Consider the following 15687-nt stretch of genomic DNA (forward strand, 5'->3'; position numbering starts at 1 on the left):
TCACGCCAGAGCCGCAAGCGCCGCGAACAGTTCCGCGCGAGCTTCCACAGGATCGAACGCCGCCGCCGTGCTTTCTGCCGCCGCGACGGCGGCGCGGGCGCGCTCCACCCGCTCCAGCGCCCGGCCGCCGAGGAGCGGCGAGGCCTGCGCCACCGCGCCAGCCTCGGCCAGATCGCCGTTGCAGTGCAAGGCAAGATCGACGCCGGCGCCGAAGGCCCGCGCCGCGCGCTCGAAGAAGCGCCCTTCCAGCGCCTTCATCGAAAGATCGTCGGTCATCAGCAGGCCGTCGAAGCCGATCTCGCCGCGCACGACATTCTCCACGATCGCCCGCGAATGGGTCGCCGGGAACAGGGGATCGAGCGCCTCATAGACAACATGGGCGGTCATGGCCGCCGGAAGGTCGGCATTGGCCTTGAACGGCGCGAAATCCACCTCCAGCTCCGCGCGGGAACTCTTCACCCGGGGCAGTTCGACGTGGCTGTCGGCCCGGGCGCGGCCATGGCCGGGAATATGTTTCATGACTGGCGCGATTCCGCCGGCCATGAGGCCAAGCGCCGCGGCGCGGCCGAGCCGGGCGACGTCCCGGGGATTATCGGCATAGGCGCGGTCGCCGATCACTTCATGCGCGCACGGCGCCGGCGAATCGAGCACCGGCAGGCAATCGAAGTCGATCCCCACAGCGCGCAGATCATATGCGATCAGCCGCGCGCCGAGTTGCGCGAGACGCGCGCCGTCCGCCCCCATGCGCCCAAACGCCGCGGCCGGCGGATAGGCCGGCCAATGCGGCGGGCCGAGCCGCTGCACCCGGCCGCCTTCCTGATCGACCAGGACGGCGGCGTCCGCCCCGAGCAGATCGCGGAAGGAATCGGTCAAAGCGCGAACCTGATCCGGCGACTCGACATTGCGGCGGAACAGGATCAGCCCCCACGGGCGCGCCTCGGTGAAGAAAGCGCGTTCGTCGGGGCTGAGGGCGAGGCCGGCGCAGCCGGCGATGAAGGCGCGAACTCCCATTCCGCGTCAGTCTCGGGCGACGAAGCAGCGCCCGCCCTGGGCCTTGACCGCCTCGCATATGCTTTTCGCCTTATCCTCGGCGAGATGGTTGACGCGCACGCGCCAGATGGTTTTGGCGCCGATCTTGGCCTGCACATAGCTGGCCTGATGGCCGGCCAGCGCGCTCGAATATTTGGCCGACAGCCGCTTCGCCGCGGCGCGGGCGGCGCTTTCGCTGGGCGTGCCGGCGAGCTGCACGGCATAGCCGCCGCCTTGGCCGGCCGTTTCGCGCGCGGCTTCGACCTTGGCCGGCCGGGAATGAGCCGAAGGCTTCGACGCGGATTCCGTCAGCGCGGCGGCGCGCTGGGTCGATTTTTCCGCCGACCGGCGCGGCGGCGCGGGCGCCACATCGGGTTCGGGGGCTCCGGCGGCCATGGTCGGCAGCGTCCTCGTCATGGGCACCGGCACGGGAGCCTCAGGGCCGCCGATCACGCTGCCGTCGGCGCGCACGGCGATGGTTTTCACCTTTTTCGGCGGCGGGAACAGGGAATCCGTCTGCGCGCCCCCGGCCGAAGGCGCAGGCGGGGTCGGGGTGGCGACGCCAGCGGCGCCGGCGGGCGCGTTCTTGACGGCCGTCTTCAGGTCGGCCGGCTGTTCCGCATTGGCGACGACCTTGGACACATTGTTTCCGCCCTTGCGGTCGAAAAGAGCCTGACCTTCGGGCGTCGCATTCTCGACCTGCGCCGGCTTGACCCGGGCCGGATCGCGGTCGGGCTCGATGGTCACGACCTCACGGCTGCCCGAATGGCCGCGCAGCGCCAGGACGCCGGCGATTCCGGCGACGCCAAGCGCGAGAACGGCCGCCATGCCATACATCACCTTGCGGCGGATCCGCGGCGCGGGCTCCGGCGGCGCGGCTTCGCTGAAGGCCGCCGGCCAAGCCGGCTGCTCCGCGGCCCCGGACGTCTCGGCCCAGGCCGGCTCCGATTCCTGATAGGGCAGCGGGTCCGCCGCATAGCGCTCGTCGGGATAGGCATAAGCCTCGTCGGGATGAGCATGGCCGCCCTGGGCCGCCGGCGCCTCGGCGCCGGCATAATCTTCCCCATGCGGAGGCTGTTCGAAATAAGGCTCGCGCAGACCATAGGGAGCTATTTGCGGCTGCGCGGCCGCGGACCGCGACTGCGCGGCCCTGCGGCCTTCGGCCACCGCCGTCTGGGCCCGGAACAAGGATTCGAAAGGATCGGACCGGCCGGCCATCCCCTCGCCATTGACGAGCCGGGCGAGTTCGGCAAGCGGATCGGCGGCTTCCTCGGGGCGCGGCTGAGGCGCCGGCGCGGCGGCGCGCAGGCGACGTTCGAACTCGTCCAGATCGACCTCCGGACGAAATTTGGCGGCATATTCACCCATGGCCAACCCTCACGATCAACGCAAAGCGACGCGGAGGCGGCGCCCTCTCCCAAGGGCCATGCGCGAAAAGTTCAGCGCATCTCTTCCGGCGCTTTAACACCTAAAACGGACAGTCCAGACGCCAGAACTTTCATTAACCCCGTGACGAGGGCGAGTCTGGCGCAGGTCAAATCTCTACGATCTTGATTAACAAAGCGTAATTGTGGCTGATCTTTGCCCCGATTCCAATGAGAATGGAAAAAACTCGCCACGTCATGCAGGTAAAAGGCCAGTCGATGCGGTTCATGCGCGGTCGCGGCGCTTTCGATAACGCGCGGATATTGCGCCAATAATTTGATGAGCGCCCATTCGTTTTCATCGGCGAGCAGCGCAAGCTCGGTCTCGGCGAGGCGCGCCGGCGCGAGATCGAGTTCGGCAAAAGCCGCGAGCGCTTGGCGCAGCACGGAATGGGCGCGGGCATGGGCGTATTGAACATAAAATACCGGATTGTCCTTCGATTGTTCAATGACCTTGGCGAGGTCGAATTCGAGCGGCGCATCGTTCTTGCGATAGAGCATAATGAAGCGGACGGCGTCCACGCCGACCTCGTCCACGACTTCGCGCAAGGTGACGAAATCGCCGGAGCGCTTGGACATTTTCACCGGCTCGCCGTCGCGCATCAGCTTGACGAGCTGGCACAATTTGACGTCGAGCGCGACCTTGCCGCCGGACAAAGCCTCGACCGCCGCGCTCATGCGCTTGACATAGCCGCCATGGTCGGCGCCCCAGACATCCACCAGAACGTCGTAGCCGCCTGCGATCTTCTTGCGGTGATAGGCGATGTCGGAAGCGAAATAGGTGAAGGAGCCGTCCGATTTTTTCAGCGGGCGGTCGACGTCGTCGCCGAAGGCGGTCGAGCGGAACAGGATCTGTTCGCGATCTTCCCAATCGTCGGGCAGCTGGCCTTTGGGCGGCGGCAGGCGGCCCTCGTAGATCAGGCCTTTCGCGCGCAAATCTTCCAGCGCCGCCTCGACTTCCGAAGGTCCGTTCGAACTGTCGTGCAGGCTGCGCTCCGAGAAAAACGACTCATGGGTGATGTTCAACGCCGCCAGATCGTCGCGGATCATCTCCATCATCGCGTCGATGGCGAAGGCGCGCACCGGGGGCAGCCATTCGCCTTCCGGCTTGCCGCGCAGGCTATCGCCATATTTCGCCGCGAGCGCCGCGCCGACGGGTTTCAAATAATCGCCGGGATAGAGGCCCTCCGGCACGGTCACGACCTCGCCGAGCGCTTCGAGATAGCGCAGATATGCCGAGCGCGCGAGCACGTCCACCTGGGCGCCGGCGTCGTTGATGTAATATTCGCGGGTGACCTCGGAGCCGGAAAATTCCATCAGGCTGGCGAGGGCGTCGCCGAACACGGCGCCGCGGCCGTGTCCGACATGCATCGGACCGGTCGGGTTGGCCGAAACATATTCGACATTGACCTTTTTCGCCGCGACCCGGCCGGACGCGCCGCGCCCGAAATTTTCCCCCTCGCGCAGGATCGCGCGCAGGATGTCGCCATAGACCGCCGGCTTGAGACGAATGTTCAAAAAGCCCGGCCCGGCGACTTCGGCCTGCTCCACATCCTCCATTTCGCCCAGGCTGAAGGCGAGTTCAGCCGCGAGCTGGCGCGGATTGGGGTAGAACGCTTTGACCTCCTTGGCGAAAACCATGGCGGCGTTGCAGGCGAGATCGCCAAGGCTCGGATCGCGCGGCGGCTCGACCACGAAACGGGCTAAGTCGAGGCTCGTCGGCAGGCGCGCTTCCGCGCCGAGCCGCTCCAGAAGCGCGGCGATGCGGGCGTGGAATTCGGCGTAAATGTTCATGGCGGCCTCGGCTCTTTTCGCGCCGAGGGGCTAAACCAATTCGCCGTCGAGGTCAAAGCGCGCCGGGAATTTTGGGCAAAATCGGCGCCACGGGGCTTCAATTCCGCTGCGCCGGCGCCCATTTGCGAAAAGGAAACAGCTTAACCGTTTCGCAACAATTCGCGCGCAGCCTCGACCTTTACTAAAATGCAAGATTCCTGGCGACGGTTCGGGCAACGGCAGGATCATTGCATCGGGCCCTGAATTCGGACAAGCGTTTCAATTGAGGACCGGCCATGTTCGGTTTTAATTGGAAGACTTTCGAGAAATCCGGCGAATCCTTCTCCGCCGCGAGCGACGGCGGCGCGCATCCGCCTCGCCGCACCGGACGTCCCCGCATCGGGCTCGCGCTCGGCTCCGGCGCCGCGCGCGGCTGGTCCCATATCGGCGTGCTGCAGGAGCTGGAGGCGCGGCAGGTGCCGATCGACGTCATCGCCGGCTGCTCGATCGGCGCGGTGGTCGGCGGCTGCTATGCCGCCGACAAGCTCGCCGAACTGGAAAAGTTCGCGCGCGCGCTGACCAAGCGGCGCGTTTTTTCGCTGATGGACATTTCTTTTTCCGGCGCGGGCATGATGTCCGGCGGCAAATTGCGCGACGAACTTTCGCGCGAACTTGAAGAGCGGCGCATCGAAAACCTGCCGATCACATTCGGCGCGGTGGCGACCGAGATCGGGGCCGGGCACGAGGTCTGGCTGCGCAAGGGCGACCTCGTCCACGCTATCCGCGCCTCATACGCGATGCCAGGCATATTCGAGCCTTTGCAAATCGACCATCGCTGGCTGTTCGACGGCGCTCTCGTCAATCCGGTGCCCGTGACCCTGTGCCGGGCGATGGGCGCCGAACTGGTGATCGCAGTCAACCTGGTGGGCGACGTCGCCTATCGCGGGACTTTGATCGCCGACGCCGCCGCGATGGCGAACGAGCCGGAATTGAAGCCGCACGAAACCGCTCAGGGTCGCGAGCCCGACCCTGCGTCACCGCGCGCGGCGGAAGCGCGGCAGCTGCGCCGGCAGTTCGGGCGCGCGGCCAATGGCGCGCCGGGCATCGCCGCCGCCATGCTCGACGCCTTCAACATCACCCAGGATCGCATTGCGCGCTCGCGTCTCGCAGGCGATCCCCCCGACGTGCTGATCGCCGCCCGGTTGTCGAAAATCGGATTTTTCGACTTCCACCGCGCCGACGAGCTGATCGCCTTGGGGCGCGAGGCGGCGCGGCGCGCGTTGAACGACATCGCCGAAGTCGCGGCGCTGGAAGGCCAAATCCACGGCTTCAAGCCGAAACACTGAACCGCCGCCTGTGACTTTGCTCAGGCGGTGGCGATATATTCGCGCATTGCCCGGTGCTCGGACTCCAGCCCGTCGAGGCGGTGCTTGACCACGTCGCCGATGGAAATGACCCCGGCGAGGCGGCCCTCCTTGATCACCGGCAGATGGCGGAACCGCCCGGCGGTCATCTGCTCCATCACCTGGTCGATCGATTCGTCCATGCTGGTGGTGACGACCCGGCCGGTCATATATTTCGACACGGGATCCTGAAGCACGCCGCAGCCGTGCAGGCCGACGGCGCGAACGATGTCGCGTTCGGAAAGAATGCCGAGCACTCCGCCGTCGTCGCCGGTGACGATCACCGCGCCGATTTTCTTTTCGGCGAGAAGGGCCGTCGCTTCCTGCATGGTGCGATGCGGCTGGGTGGTGGTGACGTCATTACCCTTGGCCGCGATGATGAGTGCGACGCTCATAAGACTTCCTCCGCTAAAAAAGGGGATTTTCCCCATTATTGCATTAAGGATGCCCCCAATCGCGGGAGAGCGCAAGCGAGAGCTTTGCCCTTACGCCTTGCGCCCTTTGTCGAATATCGGCGCGAGGAACAGTCCCGCCAGAAAGCCGCCGATATGGGCCTGCCAGGCGATCGGGGCCTCGGAAAAGCCAAAAGCCTGCGCCCCCATCCCGATCAGCAGGTTGGAGACGAACCAGATCACGACGAAGGCCATGGTCTGGCGGTTGGCCAGCATCTCACGGTAGGTGAGGAGCGGCGGCGCGGGCTCCGCGCCCACCCGGTAGAAATCGCCCAACGGGAAAACGAACCGCGCGGCCGCGCCCATGAAAGCCGAAATCGCCGCCGAGGCGCCGATCATGGGCGAGAGCTCGGCCGGATGGACCGCCAGATAGGCGAAAGCCCCGGCGACCGACCCAACGGCGCCAAGCAGCAGGAAAGGGCCAGCGCCGAAACGCCGAGCCACCGGCGAGCCGAAGGCGGCGAGCCAGATTCCGTTGAAGATGACGTGGGTTTTGTCGCCATGCAGGAAGGCGTAGGACAAGGGCGTGAACCAAAGCCAGCCGGGCGGCGCATAGGTCAGGAAGAATTGGCCGATCTGGCCTTCGAGTTCGGAATGTCGCGCGACTTCGGTCAGATGGCTGAGCACCGCGCCCTGGTCGACGAGAAAAGTGAAGCGGGCGGGGACGAAGCCGAAGATCGCGATGATCGCGCTGTCCAATTCGGGCGAGATCAGGCTGCGCGCGATCTGGATGATCGTCAGGACCGCCAAAAGCAGAACGACCACCGCCGGCAGATTGAAGATAGGCTCGCGTTTGCGCTCGCGCATCGCTGGCGCCCTTCCCTTTCGACCGGCAAAAAAAGGGGGAGAGCTGGAGCAAGCTCTCCCCCCTCTTTGCAACGACGTTAACCGTCTGGCTTGCGCGGTTCGCTTGCGGTCGTTCCGCGATCTGGAGGGTTCAAACCGTCCGGCCGTCTCGGCAAAGAACGCGACGAACCAGAAAACCCGCCAGAAACAAGCAGTTGCCATCTAATGAACGTCGCGTCGCCCGATTCGCTTCACCACTTCCGCGCCGTTCCATCGAGAAAATATTGCCAAAGTCCTAACGCCTTTGCAACGTCGACGTTTCATTAACCTTAACGCCTCTTCCGCCGTCTTCCGACCCTGGCCCGAACTTCGCAAATCAGATTTTGTAAACCATGATGGCCGGCGATTCGGCCCGAAATGGCTCAGCAACGACCCGCAATAGAACAAGGGCGAGAAGATGAGACAGGCGGCCACGCAAGAGCTTTACAGCTATTGGAACAAGCTGCGAGGAGCGCGGCTTTCGCCGGAGCGCGAGGAAATCGATCCAGTCGAAATCCGCCATATTCTCGCCGACACGATGATTCTGGAGGTTGACGACGAGCGGCAGTTTCCGCTGCGCATTTCCGGCACGAGGCTGAGCGCCCTGTTCCTGGACGAGCGCAAGGGCCATGCCTTCGTGGGCCTGTTCGCGCCCGAGGACCGCGACGCCGCCAGCGCCATGATCTCGGGGGTGGTGGAGGGCGTACGACCGGTGGTGGCCGGATTGACGGCCGAACTCTGCGACGACATGCCGGCCCATCTGGAGCTTTTGCTCCTTCCCCTGCGTCATCACGGCAAGACCCACGCCCGCGTGCTGGGCATGCTGACCCCGACCGCCATTCCCAGCTGGTTCGGCCTGCGGCGGACCGACCATCTTCGCTTGGTCGCCATGCGATTCGTCGGCGACGAGCAGGCCGCCGCCCTGCCCATTTTCGCCGCATACGAGAACGACGAAGACCTTCAGCCTTCCGATCTCGCTCGCCGCGCCCGAACGCGACGCAAATCATTCTTCGTCATCCGCGGAGGACGCAAAAACTAGTCTGCTCAATATTTGCGCAAGACTGTCCCGAAGGATTCAAAGCTGCGCCGTAATAATGAATTAACGACGAGCGGCTATATTTGCCGCAATTGACGCAGACCTTCTGGCGATCGAGATGCAAGTTCAGGCAAAAATCACTACCGAGCCCCACGAGCGGCGGCGCCATGCGCGCGTCAAGCTTTCGCTGCTCGGACGCTATATGCTTGAAGACCGGCGCGAATTTCCCTGCCAGACGATCGACGTCTCCGTCGGCGGCCTGGCCTTGACCGCGCCGGTGAAGGGGGAGATCGGCGAGCGGGTCGTGGCCTATTTCGACGCCCTGGGGCGAATCGAGGGCAATATCGTGCGCCATCTCGAACATGGCTTCGCGATGACCGCCGTCCTCACCACGGCCAAACGGGAAAAGCTGGTCAATCAGCTGACCTGGCTCGTCAACCGAGAGACGCTCGGCCTGCCGGAGGACCGCCGTCACGAGCGAATCATCCCGAAGGAAATCAATACGATCATCCGCCTTCCCGACGGCAGTACGGCGCCGGCGAAAATCGTCGATATTTCCATTTCCGGCGCGGCTGTCACCTGCACCAAGGGGACGCCTTTGGGCGCCATGATCCAAGTCGGGCGCCGCCGCGCCCGCGTCGTGCGCGTGTTCGATCATGGCTTGGCGCTCGAATTCGCCCTGCCGTTGTCGTTCGACCAGTTCGACGAAAACGTGGTCTTGTAACGCCGTTTCCGCAAAATTGCAGCACAATCCGCGGGAACGCCATGACGCGAAAACCCCTGCGAACCGCGAGGGGATTTTCGCGCCAGCGGATAGGTGTAACGGGCGCGGCGCGCCCTGGCCTCAGCCGATTTTCTTCAGGCCAGCGGCGTAGCGGCGGCCGTTCTCGACATAATGGCGGGCGCTCTTGAGCAGCCCTTCCGCCGCCGAGGGATCGAGCGTGCGCACGACCTTGGCCGGCGCGCCGACAATCAGCGAATAATCGGGATATTCCTTGCCCTCGGGAATGAGGGCGTTGGCCCCGACGATGCAGAACCTGCCGACGCGGGCGTTGTTCATGATGGTCGCGCCCATGCCGATCAGGCTGCCCTCGCCGATGACGCAGCCGTGCAGGATGACGGCATGGCCAATGGTGACGTCGGGCCCGATGGTCAGCGGACAGCCCATGTCGGTGTGCAGCACCGACAAATCCTGCACATTGCTCCGCTCGCCGACGTCGATCCATTCATTGTCGCCGCGCAAGGTCGCGCCGAACCAGACATTGGCGTCCTCGCGCAGGCGCACCCGGCCAATCAGATTGGCGTCCGGCGCCACGAAATAGCGGCCCTCGGGCGGCAATTCCGGCGCGACGCCGTCGAGCGAATAGAGACTCATCCTTCACGACTCCCTTGCCAAGGGCGGCATAATCGGGTCCAACATAATCACGCTGGCCCTTGCTTTCGCAAGGGCGTCAGCCCAAGCAAAAAGCCCGCGCTTTTTCGTCCGCTTTCGTCCGATTCGCTTGCGCAAGATTTTCCTCCTTCTTTCCGGTCTCGCGCTGGTCGCGGGCCTCGCCCTTTGGCGCTTCTGGCCGGCGGCGCCGCCCGCCGGGACGATGACCTTCGTCCTCGCCGGCCATAGCCTGCGCTTCCCTGCCGATTACGTCCGCATGACCGATGCGCCCGACCCGGAAAGGGTCGATCTCGTCGCTTTGGCGCCCGATTTCACCCCCGGCGCCGCCGATCCGCGCCGCCTGCCCGCCCCCGGCGAAGCCGGCCCGAAAGGCCGCGCCCAGATCTTCCTCTCGATCACGCCGGCGCCGAAAAGCGACGGAAGCGCGGACGCCGCCTCGCCGGCCGAACGCTACGGCCCCTATCTCGCGTCGGAAGCGCAAGTGACGGAGGGCGGCCTGCTGCGCCGACGGTTCGAAGACAGTTCGCCCTATGCCGGCGAGGACCTTTATCTCGCGCCGCCCGACGGCGAGGAGTTTTTTGCCCGCTGCGAGCGCCCGAAAATTCCTTCCGACGGCTTGCCTGTCGCCTGCACGAGTGAATTCAGGGTCGAGAACCTGCAGATCCTGGCGCGGTTCGACCCGGTCTGGCTGGGCGAATGGTCGCGTCTGCGCGCCAATGCCTTGCTTCTGGTGCGCGGCGCGATGAGCCCGCGACAACCGAAATGAGGATCATAGATCCTCGAGGTCGAAATCGAGGATCGCCATCTGCAGGGTGTAGGACTTGCCCTTGGGATCGTCGGCCGAGATGACGCCCAAAAAGTCGTCGCCACGGTTGAGTTCGACCGAATCGGTCTTTTTCGCGCGGGCGACGATTTTCAGCTCGTCATTATCGAACAGCCGGCGCAGATAATCCTGCAGCACCGGACGCTCGACCGGAATCTTCATGGCGAAGGAGAAAGAGCGGTCGCCATCCTCGTCGTCCACGCTGATCCGGCCCAGCGGCCGTTCGCCGAAGGTGACGACGGCCTCCTCGATGTTTTTGGGATCGAGCCCGACCTTGATTCCCGGCGCGCCGAAGGATTGACGCAGGAATTCCTGCAACTTGCGCAATTCGATCTTGTCCAAGACCCATCTCCGTTCCGTTCGCGAAGCGAGGCTTGCCAAAAAGTTATGGCGCGCGCAAGGACGGCGCGCGGTTTCGGGCGGTTTTGGTGAAAGCGGCGGAGTGGAAATGGATCTGACAGGAAAAAAGCCCCTCCGGAGTCGCGAAATTTTGTTCTTGTTTTGTTTCATGTGAAACGCCCGTGATCATCCGCTGTCCGAGATCCCTGCGGGCGTCAAGACCTCTTTTGCCATAAGCTATTGGTCTAACGAGAATATTGGGCGCTGCGCGCGGACGGGAGTTCGGCGCGCTTCCCATGTTCCGCCCGGCGCGAAAATCCACTGGCGCCCAGCGGCGAGCGCACAACCATACAGTTGCATTGGGTGGAAATCGACGTATTTTTTGCGCGAAAATGGTCCAAATTTGCAAAAAAGGCGCGTTTTTTCACTGTTTTTTCACACCATTTCACAATCTAAGATTGCAATTCTCCGCTCCACCGAAGCCCCGGCCGCCGTGACAACGCCAAAAGCCCAGGCGACCTCTCCGCCGCCGGCCCGATCCAACCCGCCGCCGGGATTCACGCCAGCAGCAACTGGGGAATTCGTATCACGTCCGGGTAACTCCGGCATCTTGCGCGCGGCCGCCATTTTGGGCTATCCGATGACGGACATTCCAAGTTTAATTTATGAACCTGTCGTAAAGGGCCTCACATGCCGGGTTATGTTGAGTTAATTGACAATTTCCAAGTATCTGGCTGGTGTCTTCAGGAACATAGTAACGCCGCCGACAAGGTGATTATATTTCTGGGCGATACAGAAATTGCGCAGGTGCCGTGCCAGTTACCGCGACTAGACCTTATGCAACTTGGCTTGGGCACTGGCAATGGCGGCTTCTGCTATGTTCATCATAGCGCGTTTGATTCCGAGGCATTACAGGTCCGCGCCGTCTCCTCCGGCGAAATTCTCCCACGCGTCGTCAACGCAACAAAGAATATTCATCCCTTCAGGGATGACACCCCTTTTGAACCAATCTACGCCGTCGTTCCTGAAAGCGCGCCGAACCTATGCGAAGATCCAAGTTCGAGTCTTTTGACAACAGATAGAAAGCGCGTGCGCTTCTCTCTCCGGGCACGCGCTTTAGTTCCCTTGAGCGCCAATCTCCGCCTCGCCCCGACGGAGGACGAGCAAGATATTCACATTGATCGACTTGAATGGTCAGACGCTATCCGCGATAGTATTCCTAAGGGCGCACCAAATTATCGACGTATAAGTGCCGATATAACAGTTCATAATGCCAATGAGAAACGCTATATAACTCTCGGTTTGACGGAAAGCAATTCGACCAAGCGTTCTCCTGCGTCTCTTCAAACTGTTCCATTTGCTTCTATGTGTATACCTTTGGATTACAGTTGGCTAAGGGTGGTTCCAGAAGGACAGAACATTACCCGTGTGCTTGGGGCCCCAGACAGTCGAGAAAATTTTGCGACTCCCGGCTTGAACCTAGCGTATCAGATTATTTCACTTGCAAATCATTTTCTCGGCAAACTGAATTCACCAGCCATTTTGGATTGGGGCATCGGCGTCGGCCGAGTTGCGATACCCCTTAAGCGTGTTCTCTGCCCAGATGCGCGAGTGATTGGCGTCGATGTCGACCAAGTTAACGCTAAGTGGTGCATGGATAATTGTCCGGACATCGAGAGTTCCTGTTCCGATTTTTTTCCTCCATTAGAAATTCAATCCGCGTCGATCGATCTCGTCTATGGTATTTCTGTTATGACGCACCTCACAGAAGGAGCGCAGTACGCTTGGCTGAAGGAACTTAGGCGTATATTGAGACCTGGGGGTATTTGTATATTGTCGACACATGGCGAGTATGCTTTTTTGCAGCATACAGAAGCATCTAAGTCACGCTTAGTCATGCAACAACTCAGTTCAATCGGTATTTCTGATTTATTATTGGATAACAACCTTGGTCCGCTACTGGCAATGAAGAATTATTATCGAGGAACATTTCAAACCAAAAGCCAGATACTCTCTCAGTGGAGCAAATATATGAACATAATCGCGTACTACCCAGCATGCCTCGACTTGTTTCAAGATATTGTTGTTCTGCAAAAATAGCCGAAATTACGGTGACATGATATGAATTGCACAATTAGCCGAAGGGGATTCATTTCAGGTGGCCGCAACCAAAATAATTTAGAGAATTCGTATCATGTCATGTCTGGACGACGCCCTTTGAGCAAGGGTTTTCTCGAAGTAGCGTGAATGTCTCGGGTGCGGTACTGTCTACGGCCTGTTTGCGCCGGGCTTTTCCGGCTGGCCTTGATGGATCGTCCGCTTGGCTCTTCGCCGCAATCACCGTAGCGCGCTCGCATTGGCGCCGACACGATATCTGGCTTCGAAGCCTTTCCATTTTTTCACATCACGTCGCTGTCACCCTCGATCCTTTTCCGGCGCGCGTCGCGCCGGCGGCCTCAGGCGGCGACTGGGCGGCCCTCGTAGACGCCGCCACGGCTCATCAGGGCGAAGATGAGGCGGGCGAGCTTGTTGGCGAGCGCGACCGCCGTCAGCTTGAAGCCGTATTTTTCCGGCCTGCGCGCCAGCAGCGCCTTGGCCCAGTTGCGCAGCGCGTCATTATGGCCCTGACGGTGGCAAAGGACCGAGGTCGCGCCGACCACCAGCAGTTTGCGCAAATAGCGGTCGCCCATTTTGGTGATGCGCCCGAGCCGCTGCTTGCCGCCGGTCGAATGCTGGCGCGGCGTCAGGCCGAGAAAGGCGGCGAATTCGCGCCCATTGGCGAAGGCGCTCATATCCGGCGCGGTGGCGACGATGGCCGAAGCGATGACTGGTCCGACGCCGGGGATGGTCATCAGCCGCCGCGTTGTCGCATCCCTCTCCGCCGCGTCCGCCAGTTCGTCGGTGATCGCGCCGATGGTTTCGTCGAGCGCGTCGATCTGCTTCGCCAAAGGCAAAAGCGCGGCGCGGACGCAATCGGGAACGACGATTTCGCCATGCGCGTCGCCGCCTTGGTCGAGAAGCTGTTTCAGCTCATAGGCGTGTTGCGCGCCCTGCGCGGCGATGACGCCGATTTCGGCCAGATGGCCGCGCAGCGCGTTGAGCAGCGCGGTGCGCTGGCCGGAAAGTTGCTCGCGCACGCGATGGCGCATCAACGCCGCCTGGTTCTCGACCGAGCGCACGGCGACGAAGCGCTGGCCCGGACGCAGAGACGCTTCGCAAATCGCCGCAGCGTCGGCCGCGTCGTTCTTGCCGCGCCGCACCTAAGGTTTGACATGCGCCGCCGGGATCAGCCGCACTTCATGGCCCCGCGCGACCAGAAGGCGGCCCCAATGATGCGCCGACGAACAGGCCTCCATCGCCACCAGGCCGGGCGGCGGGCGCAAGAAAAACTCAAGCAGCCCGCCGCGCCGAACCTTGCGCGCGACCACGACATCGCCGCGCGCGTCGACCGCATGAACCTGAAAGACATTTCTCGCGAGATCGAGGCCAACGCGCGTGACAGCAGCCAAATTGCCGATAGACTTGCCCATGGACGGCGCTCCATTCGATGGATGTTGCAACGACGACCATCTTGGCACATCGATGCCGCTGCGGGGCGCCGTCCACCCCATCACCGTAATCCGCAAGCACAACGGCCTTGACCCTGCGGCCGATCTGAGAACCGTCCTCGCCCAAATCGCCGACCATCCCGCCAAGAAGGTCGCCGATCTCCTGCCATGGGGCGACGCCTTCAAAGCAAAGACTGCCTGACCGGACGCTTACACGAGAACGGTCGCCCGCGCCCCATTCCACGCGACGAGTGAGTGCGACGGCGCCTTTCCAAGAGGGTCGTCAGGTCGAGGTTCATGGCGCAATGCCGAACATCCCGCCAAAGGCGAATCGGAAATGAAAAAGCTGTTTCTTGCCGTGCTTTACCGAAGCCGGAACGCAGATTGCCGTCGTCATCATCCCGCAATGCGAAAAATTTTAAGCGGCATTGAGACGGGGAAATCTCGGTATTTTCAACAGCTTGAAGACAATCTACCACCTTGCTATTCTAAGCGAAAAATAAGAAATCTAAGCAGGGAGTGGGTCGCCGATGTGCAAGCTGCAAGATGATCTTGAACTGGCCACTGGACACATCGCTTGGCTGAAGAGTGTCATTGTAGACTGGCGCACTATCGTTGCCGATCTTCGACGCGCAGGCCACCGGACTGAAAACGCGGAAAGCACACTTCAAACGTTCATCCGCACATTGAAGACACTTGAATCGTACGAGATATTCCTGCTCGGAGAGATCGAAGAGTAAGATGGTCTACGTGAAATAGTCGCGAAATGATTCCGGCCTGATCGGAAACGGAATTACGGTGATGGGGTGGACGGCGCCCCGAAGTGGCATCGATGCGCCATGATGGTCGTCGTTTAAGCAACCGTCAGATGGAGCCCCGTCCACACCATCACTGTAATGACAGTTTTTGGAAGCCGACCCCCGGTTCATTGGGGGGGGGGATTTTGCACGTCGGTTCATGTGCGCGGCGTATCGGAATAACCGAAATGAGAAAAATCCTGACCATAATGAATGCGCATCTTCAGAATGTCGCGCTCATCCCAAGCCAGTTTTGTGGGCCCGAGGGGTCGTCCCATTTCATGCGGCACGTCGTCGGGCGGTGGTAAGCCGACCCGATCGGCTACGCTGCGCATGATGTTTTCCAGCCCGTCCTCGAAGCGGAACACTTCTGTGTCGCTCGATATGAACTCCCATTGCGGGCGCAAATGGTTGTCGAGGCGCCAGGGATCGCGAGTTTGCAAAGGAAGGTTCTCTTCCAACCACAGAGAAAACTCCGGGAAAGCACCCCAGAAGCCAGCATTTCCCTCTGCTTCCCGCATCCTGTATTCACTGACGATTCGATCGAACGGATTGCGCACTATCGCAAAAGTGTAATCAAAATATCCTTTGCCAAATATCTGAAAAAAATCATGATTAGTCAAGTGCTGTGGTGTGCATTTCATTGCACTCGGAACGCCAATCGAAAAGAAGCTAATATTGACATGTCGCCTTAGCCATTTCTCAACCGAGGTTCCCCCAGTCTTCGGAATATGGACAAACAGCACGTTCTTACCGTTGGTGTGGAAGATCGGCATTTCTATCCCCAGGTCAGTTGGAACGCTTTGAAAAACGCATGATGTCGGCCAGATTGGCGCTCAAGCGCC

The 15687-nt window shown here is 61.7% G+C and carries 14 protein-coding genes and 2 pseudogenes; 7 read left to right on the plus strand and 9 right to left on the minus strand.

What is annotated here, in order from left to right; translation table 11 throughout:
- The 3 genes from nagZ to argS form a co-directional block, all read right to left on the minus strand.
- Nucleotides 1–1011: a beta-N-acetylhexosaminidase gene (gene nagZ, locus K2U94_RS16040; RefSeq protein ID WP_243068165.1), complete on the minus strand. Its 1011-nt coding sequence runs from the start codon at nt 1009–1011 to the stop codon at nt 1–3.
- Nucleotides 1012–1017: 6 nt separating this feature from the next.
- Complete coding sequence (locus tag K2U94_RS16045; protein ID WP_243068166.1) at nt 1018–2397, minus strand: SPOR domain-containing protein; 1380 nt, start codon at nt 2395–2397, stop codon at nt 1018–1020.
- Between the two features lie 71 nt (nt 2398–2468).
- On the minus strand, nt 2469–4247 hold the full coding sequence (gene argS, locus K2U94_RS16050; protein ID WP_243068167.1) for an arginine--tRNA ligase: 1779 nt from the start codon (nt 4245–4247) through the stop codon (nt 2469–2471).
- 275 nt (nt 4248–4522) lie between these two features.
- Here argS and K2U94_RS16055 point away from each other — a divergent pair, with 275 nt between their 5' ends.
- Entirely contained in the window at nt 4523–5572 is a 1050-nt protein-coding gene (locus K2U94_RS16055; protein WP_243068168.1) for a patatin-like phospholipase family protein, read from the plus strand.
- A gap of 20 nt (nt 5573–5592) precedes the next feature.
- Here K2U94_RS16055 and K2U94_RS16060 read toward each other — a convergent pair whose 3' ends face one another.
- Both K2U94_RS16060 and K2U94_RS16065 read right to left on the minus strand, forming a co-directional pair.
- Entirely contained in the window at nt 5593–6024 is a 432-nt protein-coding gene (locus tag K2U94_RS16060) for a CBS domain-containing protein (RefSeq protein WP_243068169.1), read from the minus strand.
- A gap of 90 nt (nt 6025–6114) precedes the next feature.
- Complete coding sequence (locus tag K2U94_RS16065; RefSeq protein WP_243068170.1) at nt 6115–6888, minus strand: rhomboid family intramembrane serine protease; 774 nt, start codon at nt 6886–6888, stop codon at nt 6115–6117.
- A gap of 436 nt (nt 6889–7324) precedes the next feature.
- On the opposite strand from K2U94_RS16065, the gene K2U94_RS16070 reads away from it, so the two are divergent.
- Nucleotides 7325–7945 carry a PAS domain-containing protein gene (locus tag K2U94_RS16070; protein ID WP_243068171.1) on the plus strand — a complete coding sequence of 207 codons (621 nt, stop codon included), beginning with the start codon at nt 7325–7327 and terminating at the stop codon, nt 7943–7945.
- Between the two features lie 115 nt (nt 7946–8060).
- Entirely contained in the window at nt 8061–8666 is a 606-nt protein-coding gene (locus K2U94_RS16075; protein WP_243068172.1) for a PilZ domain-containing protein, read from the plus strand.
- Nucleotides 8667–8786: 120 nt separating this feature from the next.
- Here the strand turns inward: K2U94_RS16075 and K2U94_RS16080 are convergent, their stop codons facing one another.
- Complete coding sequence (locus K2U94_RS16080; RefSeq protein WP_243068173.1) at nt 8787–9317, minus strand: gamma carbonic anhydrase family protein; 531 nt, start codon at nt 9315–9317, stop codon at nt 8787–8789.
- Between the two features lie 127 nt (nt 9318–9444).
- Between K2U94_RS16080 and K2U94_RS16085 the strand changes: the two genes are divergently transcribed.
- On the plus strand, nt 9445–10101 hold the full coding sequence (locus K2U94_RS16085) for a hypothetical protein (RefSeq protein WP_243068174.1): 657 nt from the start codon (nt 9445–9447) through the stop codon (nt 10099–10101).
- Nucleotides 10102–10104: 3 nt separating this feature from the next.
- On the opposite strand, the gene K2U94_RS16090 is transcribed toward K2U94_RS16085, so the two are convergent.
- Nucleotides 10105–10500 carry a DUF3126 family protein gene (locus K2U94_RS16090; protein WP_243068175.1) on the minus strand — a complete coding sequence of 132 codons (396 nt, stop codon included), beginning with the start codon at nt 10498–10500 and terminating at the stop codon, nt 10105–10107.
- A gap of 687 nt (nt 10501–11187) precedes the next feature.
- Here K2U94_RS16090 and K2U94_RS16095 point away from each other — a divergent pair.
- Entirely contained in the window at nt 11188–12597 is a 1410-nt protein-coding gene (locus K2U94_RS16095; RefSeq protein ID WP_243068176.1) for a class I SAM-dependent methyltransferase, read from the plus strand.
- 356 nt (nt 12598–12953) lie between these two features.
- Here K2U94_RS16095 and K2U94_RS16100 read toward each other — a convergent pair.
- Nucleotides 12954–14006 (minus strand): annotated as a pseudogene (locus K2U94_RS16100) (IS110 family RNA-guided transposase).
- A 115-nt stretch (nt 14007–14121) separates the two neighbouring features.
- Here K2U94_RS16100 and K2U94_RS20840 point away from each other — a divergent pair.
- Both K2U94_RS20840 and K2U94_RS16110 read left to right on the plus strand, forming a co-directional pair.
- Nucleotides 14122–14247: pseudogene (locus K2U94_RS20840) on the plus strand (transposase domain-containing protein); the annotation flags it as partial.
- A 328-nt stretch (nt 14248–14575) separates the two neighbouring features.
- Nucleotides 14576–14785: a hypothetical protein gene (locus tag K2U94_RS16110; protein ID WP_243068178.1), complete on the plus strand. Its 210-nt coding sequence runs from the start codon at nt 14576–14578 to the stop codon at nt 14783–14785.
- Between the two features lie 215 nt (nt 14786–15000).
- On the opposite strand, the gene K2U94_RS16115 is transcribed toward K2U94_RS16110, so the two are convergent.
- Complete coding sequence (locus tag K2U94_RS16115) at nt 15001–15618, minus strand: sulfotransferase family 2 domain-containing protein (protein WP_243068179.1); 618 nt, start codon at nt 15616–15618, stop codon at nt 15001–15003.
- Between the last annotated feature and the right edge of the window lie 69 nt (nt 15619–15687).

This window comes from Candidatus Rhodoblastus alkanivorans, assembly GCF_022760755.1.
Classification (GTDB): domain Bacteria; phylum Pseudomonadota; class Alphaproteobacteria; order Rhizobiales; family Beijerinckiaceae; genus Rhodoblastus; species Rhodoblastus alkanivorans.

Excerpts from the sequence above, each read along its gene's own strand:
- nagZ (WP_243068165.1), bottom strand. The coding sequence starts at position 1,011 with ATGGGAGTTCGCGCCTTCATCGCCGGCTGCGCCGGCCTCGCCCTCAGC.
- K2U94_RS16045 (WP_243068166.1), bottom strand. The coding sequence starts at position 2,397 with ATGGGTGAATATGCCGCCAAATTTCGTCCGGAGGTCGATCTGGACGAG.
- argS (WP_243068167.1), bottom strand. The coding sequence starts at position 4,247 with ATGAACATTTACGCCGAATTCCACGCCCGCATCGCCGCGCTTCTGGAG.
- K2U94_RS16055 (WP_243068168.1), top strand. The coding sequence starts at position 4,523 with ATGTTCGGTTTTAATTGGAAGACTTTCGAGAAATCCGGCGAATCCTTC.
- K2U94_RS16060 (WP_243068169.1), bottom strand. The coding sequence starts at position 6,024 with ATGAGCGTCGCACTCATCATCGCGGCCAAGGGTAATGACGTCACCACC.
- K2U94_RS16065 (WP_243068170.1), bottom strand. The coding sequence starts at position 6,888 with ATGCGCGAGCGCAAACGCGAGCCTATCTTCAATCTGCCGGCGGTGGTC.
- K2U94_RS16070 (WP_243068171.1), top strand. The coding sequence starts at position 7,325 with ATGAGACAGGCGGCCACGCAAGAGCTTTACAGCTATTGGAACAAGCTG.
- K2U94_RS16075 (WP_243068172.1), top strand. The coding sequence starts at position 8,061 with ATGCAAGTTCAGGCAAAAATCACTACCGAGCCCCACGAGCGGCGGCGC.
- K2U94_RS16080 (WP_243068173.1), bottom strand. The coding sequence starts at position 9,317 with ATGAGTCTCTATTCGCTCGACGGCGTCGCGCCGGAATTGCCGCCCGAG.
- K2U94_RS16095 (WP_243068176.1), top strand. The coding sequence starts at position 11,188 with ATGCCGGGTTATGTTGAGTTAATTGACAATTTCCAAGTATCTGGCTGG.
- K2U94_RS16110 (WP_243068178.1), top strand. The coding sequence starts at position 14,576 with ATGTGCAAGCTGCAAGATGATCTTGAACTGGCCACTGGACACATCGCT.
- K2U94_RS16115 (WP_243068179.1), bottom strand. The coding sequence starts at position 15,618 with ATGCCGATCTTCCACACCAACGGTAAGAACGTGCTGTTTGTCCATATT.